The organism is Brevundimonas sp. SL161 (genome assembly GCF_049896985.1).
In the GTDB taxonomy this organism is placed as follows: domain Bacteria; phylum Pseudomonadota; class Alphaproteobacteria; order Caulobacterales; family Caulobacteraceae; genus Brevundimonas.
The window spans coordinates 70,156-85,739 of the sequence record NZ_JAFCVJ010000008.1 but is presented as its reverse complement, the minus strand read 5'-3'; the positions used below and the strand labels follow the sequence as shown (position 1 = coordinate 85,739).

The following is a 15,584-nucleotide window of genomic DNA, read 5'->3' as shown; positions in this document are numbered from 1 at the left end:
CCCGATCAGGCCGCCTTCGCCCGGTTCCGCAGCGACAGGCAGTAGATGAAGGTCACCGCCATCCCGAGGATCACCGCGCCGCATCCGACCACGACCGCCGTCATGATGGTCGGCGCGAAGACGAACGCTCCAGCGTAGACGAGGCCGCTGAGCACCATGGACCAGGCGGTGACGCGCTGGGCCTTTCGGGCGCAGTAGCTGGGGGCGAAGGTCTTGGGTATGCGATTGCCGAACGAGGCGATCATCAGGCCGGTGGCGCCCAGAACGATCCGGATCGTCGTCTCCTGGTCGATGTAGCCGAGCTTGCGGGCGAGGCTTGCAGCCAGCGCCAGCACGAGAATGCCGCCGCCCCAGGCGAGGCTGTTGATCAGGTCCTTGTTCATTTCGCCGGCTCCTCTGAAGGCGTCGGCGCATCCGCGCCGAGGCCGAATGAATGGACGAAGCCCAGCAGGGCCTCTTCGAGCACCGAGAGCTTCAGGTGATAGATGACGGACTTTCCGACCTTCTCGGCGTGGACCAGATCAGCCTCTTTCAGCACCGCGAAATGCGCCGACATGGTCGGTTTGGAGACCTCGAACCGGGCGCTGAGTTCGCCGGCGCTCATCGGCCCCTGACGCAGGAACTGAAGCACCCGCCGGCGGGTCGGATCGGAAAGGGCCCTGAAGACACTGCTCATAATGCGACAATTAGCTAATCATCGAAATGAGTCAAGATGTCTGATCTCCGGGCATGAAAAAGGGCGCGGGCCTCTCGGCGCCGCGCCCCCGTTCGAAGCCTCAGAAAGCCTTAGCCCAGAGCGGCCATCAGCTCCGGCACGACCGTCTTGTAGTCGCCGACGATGCCGAAATCCGCGACCTGGAAGATCGGGGCGTCGGCGTCCTTGTTGATGGCGACGATGATCTTGGAGTCCTTCATCCCCGCCAGGTGCTGGATAGCGCCTGAGATGCCGATAGCGATGTAGAGGCCCGGAGCGACGACCTTGCCGGTCTGGCCGACCTGGTAGTCGTTGGGGGCGTAGCCGGCGTCCACAGCTGCGCGAGACGCGCCGACGGCGGCGCCCAGTTTGTCGGCCAGGGGATCCATGACGGCATGGAACTCCTCGGCCGAGCCCAGGGCGCGACCGCCGGAGACGACGATCTTGGCGGCGCCCAGTTCGGGACGGTCCGACTTGACCATCTCCTCGCCGACGAAGGCCGCCTTGCCGGCGTCCGAACCAGCCACGGTCTCGACCGGGGCCGAGCCGCCGTCCGCCGCAGGGACGAAGGCGGTCGGACGCACGGTGATGACCTTTTTCGCGTCCGACGACTGAATCGTCTCCAGGGCGTTGCCGGCATAGATCGGCCGCACGAAGGTGTCTGCGGCGACGACCTCGACGATCTCGGAGATCGGGGCGACGTCCAGCTTGGCCGCAATCCGCGGCATGAAATTCTTGCCGTCCATCGAGGCGGGAGACAGGAACGCGTCGTAGCCGGCGGCAAGGGCCACGACCGTGGCGGTCACGGCCTCGGCCAGCTGGTGGCCCAGCTCGCCGCTCTCGGCCAGCAGCACCTTGCGCACGCCGGTGATCCTGGCGGCGGCATCGGCGGCTGCCTTGGCGCCCGAGCCGACGACCAGAATGTCCACGTCGGAGGACAGGGCGAGAGCCGCGGTCACGGTCTTGTTCGTGCTGTCACGGACGGCCGAACCGTCGTGGTCGGCGATGACGAGGACGGCCATCTACAGGGCTCCCGCAGTCTTGAGTTTGGACACCAGTTCAGCCGCATCGGCGACCTTGATCCCGGCCGAGCGGGTCGGCGGGGCCGTCACCTTGACCACCGTCAAACGGTTGGCCGTATCGACACCGTAGTCGGCGACCGCCTTCATCGCGATCTCCTTTTTCTTGGCCTTCATGATGTTGGGCAGGGAGGCGTAGCGCGGTGTGTTGAGACGCAGGTCCACCGTGATCACGGCCGGCAGGGTCGCCGACAGGGTCTGGTTGCCGCCGTCAACTTCGCGCGTGACCCTGGCCGCGCCGCCGGCGATGTCGATCTTCGCCGCGAACGTGGCCTGGGGCCAGTCGAGCAGGGCGGCCAGCATCTGGCCGACCGCATTGTTGTCGCCGTCGATGGACTGCTTGCCCATCAGGACCAGGTCCGGCTTCTCTTCGGCCACAACGGCGGCCAGCAGCTTGGCGACGGCCAGGGGCTCGAGGTCGGCGTCGGACTGGATCAGGATGCCGCGATCGGCGCCCATGGCCAGGGCGGTGCGGATGGTTTCCTGTGCCTGGGTCACGCCGATCGAGACGACGACTATCTCGGTCACCGTGCCGGCGGCGTGGTGCTCCTTGCCCTCTTTCAGACGAACCGCCTCTTCGACAGCGATCTCGTCGAAGGGATTCATGCTCATCTTGACGTTGGCGAGATCGACGCCGGTCTGGTCCGCCTTGACGCGAGCCTTGACGTTATAGTCGATCACCCGTTTGACGGGGACGAGAACCTTCATGTTTGACTGTCCATAGGATCGCCGGAATGTTGCGGCAGGGAATGGAACGGGCGAAGGAGCCTGTCAACGTAACGCGACGTGAACTTGAAGCGTCGCCGGGAATGAGATTTCGATGAACCGCTTCCTGACCATGCGACGCCTGTCGATCCTGTTCTTCGGACTGTTCGCCGTCTGCGTCGCCGGAGCCTTCGCCTTCCAGCGCTTCTATGTCGCACCCGCCGACGCCTGCGCGCAGAGCGGCCGCTGGTGGTATGAGGAGGGGCGCGAGTGCGTCCAGCCGATCTACCTGCCCGACATCACCGGCCGGCCGGCCGGCGTGACGCGCGCCGAGGCTTCGAACGAGCAGAACCGCCAACTGCTGGCGATCGAGGACCGGCTGGCTGCCGAGCGTGTCGCCCGGGCCGCGGCGACGGAGCGCGACCGCGCCGACTACGCCGCCAAGACCGGCAAATGATCTAGACAGCGGCGTCGAACAGGGCGTCGCGGGCGATATCGGGGCGCAGCATCGGGAAGAAATGCGTGCCGCCGGCCACCGTCTCGACCGAGACCAGCGGCAGGCCGCGCGGCGCGGCCTCGACCGCGCAGCTCGAGTGGATCTCCGCCTTCAGGATGCGGATCGGCCGGCCGCAGTCGCGCATCGCCTTCCAGGGATCGTGCCCCTGGGCGCAATAGTTCGAGGCCTCCCACGCCGGGGGACAGGTCAGGACGAATCCGTCGCCGTCCTCGGTCAGGCCGGCGCCGAGATAGTCGATCACCATGATGTCGGACCAACCCTTGAAGGCGCCACGGCCGCGGTAGGCCGCCAGAGCCTGTTCCCGGCTGTCGAACCGCGCACGACGTCTGAGCGCGCCCTTCACCAGCGGGATATGGCCGGGCAGACGGTTCAGCAGCGGCAGTTGCAGCGCCGCCACCATCCAGCGCTTCCAGACGACCGGATCGAGGGCGACGATCTGGGAGACCTTCCCGGGCCGTTCGGCAGTGGCGAGGATGGCGCTGGTCGCGCCCATGGAATGGCCGGCCATGACCACCGGCGGTCCGTCCAGGCTGTCGAGCAGTGACACGAGGTCGTCGCGGTGATCCTGCCAGCCCTTCCGGCCGGTCGGGAGCGGCAGGGTGGTTGCCCCATGCCCCCTCAGATCGGGCGCGAGGATGCGCAGGGACGACGTCAGCGGCGCCAGAATCGAGCGATAGGTCGCGGCGTTGAACCCGTTCGCGTGGCAGAAGATCAGATCGACCGGCCGCCTCGGGTCGCCGAAGTCGAGGACCGACATGTCTCCGTCGCCCCATCGATTGGCGATGGGCACGGTCATGCGGCGGGGCGGGGAGAGCCGGGCAGCGTCCATGTCGGAAACCTAGGGAGCCGGAGACCCCGACGCCAGCATCTATCCGCCTATGCGGCGACGCGGCTTCCCGGTCATGCCGCTACACGGCAGGCGGGACAGCGGCCGTGGCCCTCGATCGTGGTGCGCTCCAGCGCATAGCCGGCGGCGGTCGCGGCCTGTTGCAGGGCTTCGCCTTCCGGCGGGGTGACCTCCTCGGTCGCGCCGCAACAGTCGCAGATCAAAAAGGCGGCGGCGTGGGCCCGATCGCCCACCGAACAGGCCACATAGGCGCTGATGGAGGCGATTCGGTGGGCCAGCCCCGTCTTCTCGAGAAACTCCAGCGCGCGATAAACGGTCGGCGGCTTGGCGGCGACGCCGTCCAGGCCGTAGCGGGCGATCAGGTCATAGGCCTTCACCGCCTCGCCGGCCTGCAGCAGCAACTCCAGCACGCGGCGGCGCGGCGCAGTCATCCGCTCGCCCTGCTGCACGCAGCGCGTCTCGGCAGAGGCCAGGGCGCGGCCAATTTCTCCGGCGTCGAGGCCGGTTTCGTCGTGCGCGTGATCGCAGTGGGAACCCATGGCCCAGAGCTAAGCCGCGCGACGCCCCATCGCAACCATCGCGGCTTGACTACCCGTGATGTTATCTCATAACACTTCAACCTCTTCCTCCCGAGAGATTGCCATGCGTTCTGCTTACCTGTCCCGTTCCGCCCTTCTCGTGGCCGTCGCCTCGAGCGCCCTGGCCGGCGCCGCCTCCGCCCAGACCGCCCCACCCGCGCAACAGGCCGATGCGGTCGAGGACGTCATCGTCACGGGACGTCCCTTCGGCGTCAGCGACAACGCCAGCTTGATCGCCGTCGACGTGCTGGACGAACAGGCCCTGGCTGTCGCCCCGGTCCAGACCCTGGGGGACCTGGTCGCGAGCCTGCCGGGCGTGCGCTCGTCCAGCTTCGCGCCGGGCGCCAGCCGCCCCGTCATTCGCGGCCTGTCCGGTCCCCGGGTCCAGGTCCTGACCAACGGCCTCGGCATGATCGACGCCTCGGCCGTCTCGCCGGACCACCAGGTCGCCGTGGATCCCGCCGAGGCCAGCCGGATCGAGGTCGTGCGCGGCCCCTCGACCCTGACTTTCGGCGGTTCGGCCATCGGCGGAGTGGTCAACATCCTCGATGAACGCATCCCGACCCATGCGGTCGAGGGCGGCGTCGACGGCCATATCTCGACCCAGTATTCCAGCGTCGACGACGGCTATGGCCTGGGCGCACGCCTGGCGGCCAACGCGGGCCCGTTCGTGTTCACGGTCGACGGCTTCCGGCGCGACAGCGGTGACTACGACATCCCCGGCTCGGCCATCTCACAGCGGCTTGCGGATGCAGAGAGCGTGGCCCGCGATGACGCCGGTACCGTGGTCAACTCCTTCGCCAAGATCGAACAGGTCGGCGCCGGCGTTTCATATGTCGACGACCGCGGCTTCGTCGGCGTCTCGATCAAGAACACCCGGTCCAACTACGGCACCGTGGCCGAGCCCGATGTCTCGATCGACCTGGAACAGACGCGCTACGACTTCCGCGCCGAGCGGGAGCTGGATACCGCCTGGTTCCAGTCGTTCAACCTCTCGGCCGGCTATGCCGACTACGCGCACACCGAGTTCGAGGGCCCCAAGGTGGGAACCGTCTTCCAGTCCTCGGGCTATGAGGGCCGAGCCGAACTGATCCAGCGCCAGCGCGACGGCTGGCAGGGCGTGGTCGGGGCCCAGGTGCTGGACCGCGAATTCGACGCCATCGGCGACGAGGCCTTCGTCCCCGCAACCTCGATTCAGGAAACCGGCCTCTACACCGTCCAGAGGCTGGATCTCGGCGCCTACGGCTTCGAGGGCGGCGTCCGCTACGACCGCCGCGAGCTGTCCGCCACCCCGATCGGCGGGACGTCGAAGATCAATCGCCAGTTCGATAACTGGTCCGCCTCGGGCTCCGTCTTCGTCAAGCCGGCCCAGGGCCTGTTCCTCGGCCTCAGCCTGTCGTCAAGCGAGCGAGCACCGAGCGAGGTCGAACTGTTTTCCGACGGCGTCCACGTCGCCACGGCGGCCTATGAGCTCGGCGATCCGACGCTCAATTCCGAGAAGGTCCTGACCCTCGAGGGGACGGTCCACCTGTCGCGCGGCCCGCTGGACGGCGATCTGCACGTCTATCGGGCGAAATACGACGGCTTCATCGACCAGCGCCCGACCGGCGCCGCTTTCGACTTCGACGGCCAGCCCTTCCCGATCTTCGCCTATGTCCAGACCGACGCGACCTTCACCGGTTTCGAGATCGAGGGCGACTATGCGCTGTGGGAATCGGGCGAACGTAGCCTGAAGCTCGGCGGCTCGGCCGACTATGTGAAGGCCGATACCGACCTGGGTCCGGCCGCGCGCATTCCGCCATACTCGGTCACCAGCCGCCTGATCTGGACCGACGCCCGATGGGACACCCAGCTTGAGGTCCGCCACGTCGGCGAACAGGACAAGACCGCCGCGTTCGAACTGCCGACCGACAGCTACACCATGGTCAATCTGTCCGGCTCAATCCGACCGTTCGCAGACCGCAACGTCACCGTCTTCGCCGAGGCGCACAACCTGACGAACGAGGAGGCGCGCGAACACGCCTCCTTCCTGAAGGACATCGCGCCCCAGCCCGGACGGAACCTGCGGGTCGGCGTCACCTATCGCTTTTAAGCGCGACAGGCGCACCGGTTTGCGGCGGCGGGCCGGTTCCGCTAGAAGGCCCGCCTTTCCGTCATTCCCAGAGCTCTCGAGTCCATGACCGACACCACAGCCTCCAACGACTCCGGCCTCGACGGCAACGTCCTGTTCTACGCCAAGCCCGAGCCGCTCTCGAGCGACCTGCACGGCAAGCTGGGCGTCAACCCCATCGACAAGCCCTACGCCTTCGTCGCCGCTTCGCACGTCGTGCCGCTGACGGTGACCGAGTTCGCCCCGGCTGCCCTGTCCTACCCGGTCGTCTTCCTCGGCGATTCCAAACAGCCGGTCGCGGTCATGGGCCTGCGCCAGAGCGAAAACCTCTATGTCAGCGCCAAGGGCGAGTTCCGCCCCGAGGCCTACATCCCCGCCTACGTCCGCCGCTATCCGTTCGTCTTCGCCAACGACCCGCAGGGCCAGCGCCTGATCCTGTGCATCGACCGCGATGCGCCGTTCATCGTCGAGGGCGGCCAGGCGCCGCTGTTCGAGGACGGCAAGCCCTCCGAATACGTCAACCAGGCCATGGAATTCTGCAACAACTTCGAGCAGGAGCGCCAGCGCACCGACAGTTTCATCAAGCTGCTGACGGACCTGGACCTGTTCGACGTCCGCGAAGCCGTCTTCACGCCGCGCAACGAGCGCGGCGAGCCGGGTGAACCCCAGAAGCTGGCCGACTATTTCGCCGTCTCGGAAGAGAAGCTGAAGCTCCTTCCGGCCGAGAAGCTGGCGGAACTGCGCGACAACGGCGCCCTGGGCCAGATCTACGCCCACCTGGTGTCGCTGCTCGGCTGGGACCGCCTGATCGCCCTGGCCTTCCAGCGCGCGAACGACAACGGCGAGATCGCCGGCAACGCTTAAGAGACACGGCCTTCTCCCTCCCCCTCGGGGGAGGGCAGATCGCGCAGCGATCGGGTGGAAGCGGCAAGGCAAGGCCGAACAAGCCTGTGTCTGGACCGCCTGGCCCTTCCCACCCCGTCGATGCTCCGCATCGACAACCCTCCCCCAAGGGGGAGGGAGAGACGTTCAGCTACCGCCTGACGAATACGCCCCGGGTCAGGCAAGAGAAGACCAGACGGCCGCCCTCGTCGAGCAGGTCGTGCTGGGCGATGACGATGCCCTTGTCGTCACCCACGGGGTCCTTGCCCATCACCGTCATCCGACCGCGCAGCAGTTCACCCGCCGGCGGATTGCGCATGAAGCGAAGGCCGTCGACCGCCAGCAGTTTCGACTGGGCCCATCCGGCGGCCTTGTCGGCCGCCAGACGGCTCCACAGCGCATAGACGAGCGCATCCGGCGCGCCATAGGCCGGATCCCAGCCTGGCGCGAAATGCGCGACGAACAGCTCGATCGCCGCCTCGTCCACGGCGCAGGCGCCGAGCTGAAGCACCTGGCCGTTCTCGATGTCCTCGAAATGAACATGCAGCGGATCGCTCATGGTGTCCCCTTGTTCGATCAGGCCGGTTCTTCGGAGACGCGTACCAGAAGCTTGCCGTCATGGTCGCCGGTGAACAGCCGATTGAGGGATGTCACGGCGCCTTCCAGGCCGTTGTCGACGTGGACCTTCCACTGGACCTTGCCCGACGCCAGCCACGGGCCGACCTCGGCGATGAACTCCCTGGCGCGTGGCGAATAGTCCATGACGAGGAAGCCCCGCATCGTCATCCGGTGGGTAATCAGGCGGCTGAGATCCGGCGACGGCGGCCGCTTGGTGGCGTTATAGGCCGAGACCATGCCGCAAACGGCCATCCGGGCGTGGATGTTCAGCCGGTTCCAAACCGCGACCATGATGTCGCCGCCGACATTTTCGAAGTTGAGATCGACGCCGTTCGGGGCCAGCCGGTCGAGCGCCTCGCCCACGTCCTCGTTCTTGTAGTCGATGGCGGCATCGAACCCGAGCTCCTCGGTCAGCCAGCGGCATTTCTCGGGTCCGCCGGCGATGCCGATGACATGGGCGCCCTTCTGTTTGGCGATCTGGCCGGCGACCGAGCCAACCGCCCCGGCTGCCGCCGAGATGACCATGACCTGTCCCGGCTCGGGCCTCAGCACGTCGGTGACGCCGGCCCAGGCGGTCAGACCCGTCATGCCCAGGACCGACATGTTCGCCGTCAGCGGCATGCCCGGGGCGCGATGCACCCGGCTCACGCCGCTGTCCGGCACCACGCCATAGTCACTCCAGCCGCCCATGGCCGTGGTGACGATGTCGCCTTCCTTGAATTTTTCGGACCTCGACTGCTCGATCACGCCGAGCGTCAGGCCGCGCATCACGTCGCCCAGGCCCACCGGCGGCAGATAGCCGACGGCGTCGTTCATCCAGGTCCGGTTCGTCGGGTCCAGCGACAGATAGACGGTGCGGACCAGGACCTCGCCGTCCTTCAGATCGCGAACCGGGCTCTCGACCAGTTCCAGGTCGCCGTCCTTGATCAGACCCTGCGGCCGCTGGCGCAGCACCCACTGGCGGTTGGTCAGAGCCATGGTCGTCATCTCCGGGTTGGTTTCTTTTGCAGACCCATCATGGGCACAGGCCGCGGGCAGAGCAAAGAAAAAGGCGACCCCTGGGGGATCGCCTTAAAGTGGCATTATCGAGAATGAGGCGCGGAGGCGACAGGGCCAGCTGAGGCCGGTCCGGTAGGGGGGGCGTCGCCGCCTCCGCAGATTGAGAACGACGTCATTCCATAAGCGTTCCCCTGTTCAGCGAAGTTTTTTCGCCGCTTGCGAGACAGGCCGACCGCACGGAACGGCCACGCTCGCCTAAGCGTTGTCTGACCTGGACGTTCACCTTCGGAAAGCAGCCTCATGACCCATCACGATCCCCATTCCGAAGCAGCCGACGCTGTCCACGAAGGCCGCCCCGTCGATGCCCAGTATGTGCGAGGCGCCAGACCCGGCAAACGCATGCTGGTGCTGCTGATCGTTTCGGCGGGTGCGGCGGCCATCCTCCTGCTGGGGATGTGGTTCGTGTCCAACGGCGGCTTCGCCTCCCAGAACCCCAACACCGGCGCCCAGGCGGTGGATGCCGCCGCCTTCGACAATTCCGGCCCGCCCACGCCCGATGCGCCCACCACCGCCACGGGCGAACCGACCTCGCCGGCGGCCGGGACCGCCCCGAACGTCAATCAACCCGCCAACTGATCCCTGCTCACGAAGAAGCCCCGCCGGAACGATCCGGCGGGGCTTTTCATTGCCGGGAAGGCGCCTGGGATCAGGCGACTTCCTTCTGGCGGCTCGGGTGGAAGAAGAGGGCCTGGCTGATCGCCGCCTTCACCGTTTCCGGCTGGAAGGGCTTGGTGATCAGGAACGTCGGTTCCGGCCGCTCTCCAGTCAGCAGACGCTCGGGGAAGGCGGTGATGAAGATCACCGGCACGTCGAACTTCTTGAGGATATCCTTGACCGCGTCGATGCCCGACGAACCGTCTGCCAGCTGGATGTCGGCCAGGACGAGGCCTGGACGATGGCGGGCGACCGCATCGACGGCCTCGTCATGCGTCGTGGCCGTGCCGGTGACATTGTGACCCAGTTCGCGAACCAGGCTCTCGATGTCGGCGGCGATGATGGCCTCGTCCTCGATGATCAGGACGTCAGTGGCCAGTTCAGCGTCGATCTCGGCCTGGGCGTCGCCGATCAGCCGCTCGACCGAATGGGCGTCGGCCGACAGGATCTGCGCCGCTTCGGACGGGGTGAAGCCTTCGAGCGCGGTCAGCAGGAAGGCCTGACGCGAACGCGGAGCGATCCGCATCAGTCGGCTGGACGCATCGGTCAGCCCTTCAATGCCGCTGGTGTCTTCCAGCTGGGCGCCGGTCGTGGACCAGATGGTGTGGAACACATGATACAGAGCCACGCGCGGCGCCATGTCGGGCGAAAGCTGGCGCTCGCCGGCGGCGAGGGCTTCCAGCGCCACGCGCACATAGTTGTCGCCCGTCGCCTGATCCCCGGTGAGGGCCCGCGCGTAACGACGGACGTAGGGCAGGTGCGGCGCAAGTCTGGCCAGAAGGCTCATTTAAGTATTCCCCGACAAATCGACGATGCGCCCGTTAAAAGCGGCACGCGTGGCGAACGGAACGTATCACTACCGTCACGGTTCCAACGGGTCTGATTTAGCTTCACCATAAAATGCGCGGCCAACGGAACTGGCGTGCGCGAGCGACGTTGACGGCCTGATCAAGAAGCCCGGCGCGCGGAGCCGGCGCATACTCGCGGATGAGTTTCAACGATTGGCGGCGCAGACATACATGATCGATTCATCGGACTCCGGGCGAAAACCCGCCAATGCCCGGCCTGCAGGCGGCGAGCCGCCGCTTGAGGAAGCGCGACTGCGTCAGCAGGCCATCGGCGTGAAGCTGCGCCACCTGTTCGACGAGGTCGTCAACGAGCCTGTCCCCGACGAATTCCTGGAAATCCTGCGCCGCGCCGACCAGCGCGCTTCCGACGAGAACAAGGCGTGAGCGTCTCAGGCCGTTCGACCGCGCCCAAGCCTCCCTCCGCCGACGACGAGGGGTTCAAGCGCGAACTGGTCCAGCTGATCCCGCACCTGCGCGCCTTCGCCCGCACCCTGACGGGCGACCCGACCGCCGCCGACGACCTGGCGCAGGACGCCATGATGAAGGCCTGGGACGCCCGCGCCTCCTATCAGATGGGCACCAATATGAAGGCCTGGACCTTCATGATCCTGCGCAACCAGTTCTATTCGGAGAAGCGTCGCTCGTGGCGTTCGTCCCAACTGGATCAGGAAGCCGCCGAACGGACCCTGGTCGCTGTCGATGATCCCGAAGCGCCGGTCGCCCTGGACGAACTGCGTCAGGCCCTGAACACCCTGCCGGAGGAACAGCGCGAAGCCCTGATTCTCGTCGGCGCGGGCGGCTTCGCCTATGAAGAGGCGGCCGAGATCTGCCAGTGCGCCGTCGGCACGGTGAAGAGCCGTGTCAGCCGCGCCCGCAAGGCTCTGGCGGCGACCCTGGAGCGCGGCGGCTATGGCCGTGACGGCCGTGCGGCCGGCGACGCCATGCGCTCCATTCTTGCCGACGCCGACCGTCTGAGCGGCGCGCGGCAGGGCTGATCGTGGATTCTCCCAGGCCCGCGCGGGGTCGTATCGCCCGGCGCATGGCCTCTTCCTTCAGTCGGTTCTGGGCGCAACGCGCGGGCGCGTCCGGAGGCCGGAGGATTCACGTCCAGGGCATCCGCTTCCGACTGGGCCTGGCCATGGCCATCGCCCTCATGCCCATCCTCCTGCTGGGCGCCTTCCAGGCCCAGGTCGAGTTCCGTCGACAGGCCGAGGATCGCCGCGGCGACCTGCAGTTCGCCGCCGAACGGACCGCCCAGGCCGCCAAGTCCCGGCTGGATTCGGCGAGCGTCCTCCTGAGCGCCCTGGCCCCGGAGGCGAGCGGACCGGACTGCGGCCCGCGTCTTGCGGCGCTGGTCCAGCGGCTCGACGGTTACGACGCCCTCCATCGCATCGGCATGGGCGGACAACCGGTCTGCGACTCCAGGCCGACGCCCATCGTCGGCGAGGAGGTTTCCTTCACCGACGGCCCCTGGTTCCAGCGGCTGCGGCAGGGCGAGGAAGTGACTCTGGCTCGCGCCTCGTCGGACCTTAGCAGTACACCGGCGCTGGTGGTCGGGGTGCGTTGGGAACGACCGCGCGGCGTCTTCGCCGGAGCCATGGCTGCGGTCCTGCCCCTGTCGGTGTTGCAGCCCGACATTGCCGACCCGTCCCTGCCGGACGACGCCCAGGCCGCCCTGACCGACGCCGAGGGCCGCGTCCTGGTCTCTACCGACATCCGCGCCTTCACCTTCAATGAGGGCCCCGGCCTGCTCGGCTGGGTCGAACGCGCCCGCGAAGACCAGTCCGCGGTGTTCGAAGCCGACGACGCCACCGGGGAGCATCGCGACTATGCCGGGGCGGCCCTGGCCGGCCGCGATGTCTATGTGGTCATCTCCGCCCCCTCGCCGGGTCTCCTGTCCTGGGCCCGACTGAACCCGATCGGCGTGCTGATCCTGCCGCTCGCCGCCTGGGTCACGGCCTTCGGGGCCGTCATGCTGGTGTCCGAGCGGATCGTGGTGCGCTGGCTGAACTATCTGGAGCGGATCGCCGCCCTCTATGCGCGAGGCCGCTATTCCGTCCGTCCGGTCCAGGCGGCCCAGGCGCCCGCCGAGATCCGCCGGCTGGCCCAGACGCTCGACGAACTGGCCGAGGCCATCGCCACCCGCGACCGCTCCCTGCACGAAAGCCTGTCGGAGAAGGACGCGCTGATGCGGGAGATCCATCACCGGGTGAAGAACAACCTGCAGATCATCTCGTCCCTGCTGTCGATGCAGCAGCGGGCCCTGAAGGACGAACCGGCCAGGGCGGCGCTGGGCGACACCCGCCAGCGCATCTCGGCCCTCGCCCTGATCTATCGCACCCTCTACCAGTCCGACGACATCCGCCACGCCGACGCGCGCGAGTTCATGACCGAACTGGTGGGTCAGCTTGTGGCCTCGGAGTCCGGACGCGGCCACACCGTCACCAGTTCGATCGACGCCGACAGTCTGGTGGTCGATCCCGACAAGCTCGCGCCGCTGGCCCTGTGGCTGGTCGAGGCCATCACCAATGCCCAGAAGCACGCCTTCGCCGGTCGCGGCGGGGCGCTTCAGGTCCGCTTCCGCGTCCTTGGCGACACCAGTACGCTGGAGGTTCAGGACGACGGTCCCGGCTCTGCCAGCGAGGCGGGCCGCGGCGGGGTTGGTCGCACCCTGATGGGCGCCTTCGCCAAACAGCTGCGCGGCGAGGCCGAGCTTCTGCCCGCCCCCGGCGGCGGCACGATCGCGCGTATGGTCTTCGCCACACCCGAGGCTGTGGGCCCCACCAACCCCGACGACCTCAAGCCCAGCGACGCCACGGTCACGCCCGGAACCCTCAGCCGCACCTCGCGTTGAGATCTCACACGGCAAGATCCCTCTCCGCCTCGAATTTTCAGGAGTTCCTCATGCGCAAGCTTTTCGTACTGATCGCCGCCGCCGCCGCCCTGACCACCGCCGCCTGCAACACCATCTCGGGTGTCGGCCGCGACACCTCGGCCGCCGGCCAGGCTGTCACCGGCGCCGCGGAAGAAGCCAAGAACTGACCTCTTTCGGGACGCTGTCTCTCGAGACGCGGCCTGGATGAAGAAGGCCCGCCGGTCCCCCGTCCGGCGGGCCTTCGCTTGTCCGCTTGGCCCCCGGGAGAGACGCCGCTAGGCTGATCGCGAGGCGTCCGGCAGACGACGCCCGGGCTCACAGGCGGGGAAAGCGATGACCGATACGACCACCGAACAGGACACGGGCGAACCGGGTCTGAAAACCGTCGTGACGGCCTCGGCCGCGGGCACGGCGTTCGAGTGGTACGACTTCTTCATCTTCGGCTCGCTGACGACCATCATCGCGCGCCATTTCTACGCCGACGTCGGCGAGGCGACCTCCTACATCCTGGCCCTGCTGACGTTCGGCGTGGGCTTCGTCGTGCGACCGCTGGGCGCGCTGGTGTTCGGCTGGTTCGGCGACAAGACGGGGCGCAAAACCACCTTCCTCGTGACCATCTCCCTGATGGGCGTGGCCACTGTCGCCATCGGCCTGTTGCCTGACTACGGCCAGATCGGCATCGCCGCGCCGATCCTGTTACTGTTCATGAGGGTCCTTCAGGGCTTCGCCCTCGGCGGCGAATACGGCGGCGCCGCCATCTATGTCGCCGAACACGCCCCGCCGAAGAAGCGCGGCTTCCTCACAGGCTGGATCCAGACCACGGCCGCGATCGGCCTGATCATGGCGCTGAGCGTCATCCTGATCACCCGCTGGATCCTGGGGACCGAGGCCTTCGACGCCTGGGGCTGGCGCATCCCCTTCCTGCTGTCCTTCTTCCTTCTCGTGATCAGCCTGTGGATCCGGTTGAAGCTGAACGAAAGCCCCGCCTTCAAGCGCATGGTGGCCGAGAGCACCGAACGACAGGCGCCCTTCCGCGAAAGCTTCGGGACCTGGAAGGTCGGCAAGTTCGTGCTGATCGCCCTGGCCGGCATCATGTTCGCGCAAGGGGCCGTCTGGTACGCGGGCTATTTCTACACCCGGTTCTTCATGGAGCGGGTGCTGAAGGTCGAGGTCGCCACGGTCGACATGATGATCCTGGCCATCACGGTGGCCTCAGCCTTCCTCTATGTCTTCTTCGGCTGGCTGTCGGACCGGGTGGGACGCAAGCCTGTGATGATCGGCGGCATGGCCCTGTTCCTGATCGCCATCTTCCCCGGCTTCCACGCTCTGACGCAGGCGGCCAACCCCGCCCTGGCCATGGCCCAGTCCTCGGCCCCGGTCACTGTCATCGCCGACCCGGCGACCTGCGCCGTCCAATTCGATCCGGTCGGCAAGACCGCCTTCGCCTCATCCTGCGACCTGGCCAAGACCGTGCTGTCCAATGCAGGGGTCAGCTACGACAATCTCGCCGCCGAGCCCGGTTCGCTCGCCGCCGTCCGTGTCGGCACGGTCGAGATCGCCTCGATCGAGGGCGCAGGCCTCGACGCCGCCGCCCTGAAGTCCGCCCGCACCGATGTCGAGACCCGCGTCAAGGCGGCCCTGACCGAGGCCGGCTATCCAGCCAGGGCCGATCCGGCGGGCATAAACCTGATCGCCGTCTTCGCCATCCTGATGGTCTTCATGGTGGCGGCCACCGCCGTCTACGGCCCCCAGGCCGCAGCCCTGGTCGAGCTGTTCCCGACGCGGGTCCGCTATACGGCGATGAGCCTGCCCTACAACATCGGCACCGGCTGGGTCGGAGGCCTCCTGCCCGCCGCCAGCTTCGCGCTCGTGGCCTGGTCGGGGAACATCTATTTCGGCCTCTGGTATTCGGTCGGCTTCACGGCGGTCGCGGCGGTCGTGGCCCTGCTGTTCCTGCCGGAGACGAAGGGCCGCGACCTGCATACGATTGGCGATTGAGGCGTTAGATCAGATAGCGGCGTCTCCCTCCCCCTCGGGGAGGGTGGCTGAACCGAAGGCGAAGTCGGGTGGGGACGGCAAGGCAACGCCGCACCCATGCGTCGGATCGCGTTGCCTTGC

General features: G+C 67.3%; 18 protein-coding genes. 9 read left to right on the top strand and 9 right to left on the bottom strand.

The genetic code is table 11. The features are described from left to right. Positions 1 to 5: 5 nt before the first annotated feature. The 4 genes from ACP7AU_RS08145 to ACP7AU_RS08130 form a co-directional block, all read right to left on the bottom strand. The gene (locus ACP7AU_RS08145; protein WP_426037910.1) at positions 6 to 383 is read right to left on the bottom strand and encodes an ammonium transporter; all 378 of its coding nucleotides are present in this window, start codon (positions 381 to 383) and stop codon (positions 6 to 8) included. Beyond that, positions 380 to 676: an autorepressor SdpR family transcription factor gene (locus tag ACP7AU_RS08140; protein ID WP_426037908.1), complete on the bottom strand. Its 297-nt coding sequence runs from the start codon at positions 674 to 676 to the stop codon at positions 380 to 382. The genes ACP7AU_RS08145 and ACP7AU_RS08140 overlap by 4 nt, the downstream gene beginning before the upstream one ends. A 110-nt stretch (positions 677 to 786) precedes the next feature. Then, on the bottom strand, positions 787 to 1,716 hold the full coding sequence (locus ACP7AU_RS08135; RefSeq protein ID WP_426037906.1) for an electron transfer flavoprotein subunit alpha/FixB family protein: 930 nt from the start codon (positions 1,714 to 1,716) through the stop codon (positions 787 to 789). Beyond that, complete coding sequence (locus ACP7AU_RS08130; RefSeq protein ID WP_426037904.1) at positions 1,717 to 2,481, bottom strand: electron transfer flavoprotein subunit beta/FixA family protein; 765 nt, start codon at positions 2,479 to 2,481, stop codon at positions 1,717 to 1,719. It abuts the gene before it with no gap. Between the two features lie 112 nt (positions 2,482 to 2,593). Between ACP7AU_RS08130 and ACP7AU_RS08125 the strand changes: the two genes are divergently transcribed. Next, positions 2,594 to 2,935: a hypothetical protein gene (locus ACP7AU_RS08125; RefSeq protein ID WP_426037902.1), complete on the top strand. Its 342-nt coding sequence runs from the start codon at positions 2,594 to 2,596 to the stop codon at positions 2,933 to 2,935. A gap of 1 nt (position 2,936) precedes the next feature. Here the strand turns inward: ACP7AU_RS08125 and ACP7AU_RS08120 are convergent, their stop codons facing one another. After that, entirely contained in the window at positions 2,937 to 3,824 is an 888-nt protein-coding gene (locus ACP7AU_RS08120) for an alpha/beta fold hydrolase (protein ID WP_426051076.1), read from the bottom strand. Positions 3,825 to 3,895: 71 nt separating this feature from the next. Beyond that, the gene (locus tag ACP7AU_RS08115; RefSeq protein WP_426037898.1) at positions 3,896 to 4,381 is read right to left on the bottom strand and encodes a transcriptional repressor; all 486 of its coding nucleotides are present in this window, start codon (positions 4,379 to 4,381) and stop codon (positions 3,896 to 3,898) included. 103 nt (positions 4,382 to 4,484) lie between these two features. On the opposite strand from ACP7AU_RS08115, the gene ACP7AU_RS08110 reads away from it, so the two are divergent. Both ACP7AU_RS08110 and ACP7AU_RS08105 read left to right on the top strand, forming a co-directional pair. Next, positions 4,485 to 6,512, top strand: coding sequence for a TonB-dependent receptor (locus ACP7AU_RS08110; protein WP_426051075.1), 2,028 nt, complete (start codon positions 4,485 to 4,487; stop codon positions 6,510 to 6,512). Between the two features lie 84 nt (positions 6,513 to 6,596). Further along, the gene (locus ACP7AU_RS08105; protein ID WP_426037894.1) at positions 6,597 to 7,394 is read left to right on the top strand and encodes a SapC family protein; all 798 of its coding nucleotides are present in this window, start codon (positions 6,597 to 6,599) and stop codon (positions 7,392 to 7,394) included. Between the two features lie 169 nt (positions 7,395 to 7,563). Here ACP7AU_RS08105 and ACP7AU_RS08100 read toward each other — a convergent pair whose 3' ends face one another. Then, positions 7,564 to 7,971: a MaoC family dehydratase gene (locus ACP7AU_RS08100; protein WP_303696676.1), complete on the bottom strand. Its 408-nt coding sequence runs from the start codon at positions 7,969 to 7,971 to the stop codon at positions 7,564 to 7,566. Positions 7,972 to 7,988: 17 nt separating this feature from the next. Next, positions 7,989 to 9,008 carry an NADP-dependent oxidoreductase gene (locus ACP7AU_RS08095; protein ID WP_426037892.1) on the bottom strand — a complete coding sequence of 340 codons (1,020 nt, stop codon included), beginning with the start codon at positions 9,006 to 9,008 and terminating at the stop codon, positions 7,989 to 7,991. A 321-nt stretch (positions 9,009 to 9,329) separates the two neighbouring features. Here ACP7AU_RS08095 and ACP7AU_RS08090 point away from each other — a divergent pair, with 321 nt between their 5' ends. Continuing rightward, positions 9,330 to 9,665: a hypothetical protein gene (locus tag ACP7AU_RS08090; RefSeq protein WP_426037890.1), complete on the top strand. Its 336-nt coding sequence runs from the start codon at positions 9,330 to 9,332 to the stop codon at positions 9,663 to 9,665. A gap of 70 nt (positions 9,666 to 9,735) precedes the next feature. On the opposite strand, the gene ACP7AU_RS08085 is transcribed toward ACP7AU_RS08090, so the two are convergent. After that, on the bottom strand, positions 9,736 to 10,530 hold the full coding sequence (locus ACP7AU_RS08085; protein ID WP_426051074.1) for a response regulator: 795 nt from the start codon (positions 10,528 to 10,530) through the stop codon (positions 9,736 to 9,738). A 232-nt stretch (positions 10,531 to 10,762) separates the two neighbouring features. Here ACP7AU_RS08085 and ACP7AU_RS08080 point away from each other — a divergent pair, with 232 nt between their 5' ends. The 5 genes from ACP7AU_RS08080 (at position 10,763) to ACP7AU_RS08060 (ending at position 15,464) form a co-directional block, all read left to right on the top strand. Further along, positions 10,763 to 10,975: a NepR family anti-sigma factor gene (locus ACP7AU_RS08080; RefSeq protein WP_426037886.1), complete on the top strand. Its 213-nt coding sequence runs from the start codon at positions 10,763 to 10,765 to the stop codon at positions 10,973 to 10,975. Continuing rightward, positions 10,972 to 11,586 (top strand): sigma-70 family RNA polymerase sigma factor, encoded by a 615-nt coding sequence (locus ACP7AU_RS08075; RefSeq protein WP_425991074.1) that lies wholly within the window; start codon positions 10,972 to 10,974, stop codon positions 11,584 to 11,586. The genes ACP7AU_RS08080 and ACP7AU_RS08075 overlap by 4 nt, the downstream gene beginning before the upstream one ends. Before the next feature lie 143 nt (positions 11,587 to 11,729). Then, entirely contained in the window at positions 11,730 to 13,445 is a 1,716-nt protein-coding gene (locus tag ACP7AU_RS08070) for a sensor histidine kinase (RefSeq protein WP_426051073.1), read from the top strand. 50 nt (positions 13,446 to 13,495) lie between these two features. Continuing rightward, complete coding sequence (locus ACP7AU_RS08065) at positions 13,496 to 13,633, top strand: entericidin A/B family lipoprotein (protein ID WP_426037882.1); 138 nt, start codon at positions 13,496 to 13,498, stop codon at positions 13,631 to 13,633. Between the two features lie 166 nt (positions 13,634 to 13,799). Beyond that, complete coding sequence (locus ACP7AU_RS08060; RefSeq protein ID WP_426051072.1) at positions 13,800 to 15,464, top strand: MFS transporter; 1,665 nt, start codon at positions 13,800 to 13,802, stop codon at positions 15,462 to 15,464. Positions 15,465 to 15,584: the final 120 nt, after the last annotated feature.

What these genes read in the sequence shown, in the direction of transcription:
- ACP7AU_RS08145 (WP_426037910.1), bottom strand. Translation starts at nt 383, where the DNA reads ATGAACAAGGACCTGATCAACAGCCTCGCCTGGGGCGGCGGCATTCTC.
- ACP7AU_RS08140 (WP_426037908.1), bottom strand. Translation starts at nt 676, where the DNA reads ATGAGCAGTGTCTTCAGGGCCCTTTCCGATCCGACCCGCCGGCGGGTG.
- ACP7AU_RS08135 (WP_426037906.1), bottom strand. Translation starts at nt 1,716, where the DNA reads ATGGCCGTCCTCGTCATCGCCGACCACGACGGTTCGGCCGTCCGTGAC.
- ACP7AU_RS08130 (WP_426037904.1), bottom strand. Translation starts at nt 2,481, where the DNA reads ATGAAGGTTCTCGTCCCCGTCAAACGGGTGATCGACTATAACGTCAAG.
- ACP7AU_RS08125 (WP_426037902.1), top strand. Translation starts at nt 2,594, where the DNA reads ATGAACCGCTTCCTGACCATGCGACGCCTGTCGATCCTGTTCTTCGGA.
- ACP7AU_RS08120 (WP_426051076.1), bottom strand. Translation starts at nt 3,824, where the DNA reads ATGGACGCTGCCCGGCTCTCCCCGCCCCGCCGCATGACCGTGCCCATC.
- ACP7AU_RS08115 (WP_426037898.1), bottom strand. Translation starts at nt 4,381, where the DNA reads ATGGGTTCCCACTGCGATCACGCGCACGACGAAACCGGCCTCGACGCC.
- ACP7AU_RS08110 (WP_426051075.1), top strand. Translation starts at nt 4,485, where the DNA reads ATGCGTTCTGCTTACCTGTCCCGTTCCGCCCTTCTCGTGGCCGTCGCC.
- ACP7AU_RS08105 (WP_426037894.1), top strand. Translation starts at nt 6,597, where the DNA reads ATGACCGACACCACAGCCTCCAACGACTCCGGCCTCGACGGCAACGTC.
- ACP7AU_RS08100 (WP_303696676.1), bottom strand. Translation starts at nt 7,971, where the DNA reads ATGAGCGATCCGCTGCATGTTCATTTCGAGGACATCGAGAACGGCCAG.
- ACP7AU_RS08095 (WP_426037892.1), bottom strand. Translation starts at nt 9,008, where the DNA reads ATGGCTCTGACCAACCGCCAGTGGGTGCTGCGCCAGCGGCCGCAGGGT.
- ACP7AU_RS08090 (WP_426037890.1), top strand. Translation starts at nt 9,330, where the DNA reads ATGACCCATCACGATCCCCATTCCGAAGCAGCCGACGCTGTCCACGAA.
- ACP7AU_RS08085 (WP_426051074.1), bottom strand. Translation starts at nt 10,530, where the DNA reads ATGAGCCTTCTGGCCAGACTTGCGCCGCACCTGCCCTACGTCCGTCGT.
- ACP7AU_RS08080 (WP_426037886.1), top strand. Translation starts at nt 10,763, where the DNA reads ATGATCGATTCATCGGACTCCGGGCGAAAACCCGCCAATGCCCGGCCT.
- ACP7AU_RS08070 (WP_426051073.1), top strand. Translation starts at nt 11,730, where the DNA reads ATGGCCATCGCCCTCATGCCCATCCTCCTGCTGGGCGCCTTCCAGGCC.
- ACP7AU_RS08065 (WP_426037882.1), top strand. Translation starts at nt 13,496, where the DNA reads ATGCGCAAGCTTTTCGTACTGATCGCCGCCGCCGCCGCCCTGACCACC.
- ACP7AU_RS08060 (WP_426051072.1), top strand. Translation starts at nt 13,800, where the DNA reads ATGACCGATACGACCACCGAACAGGACACGGGCGAACCGGGTCTGAAA.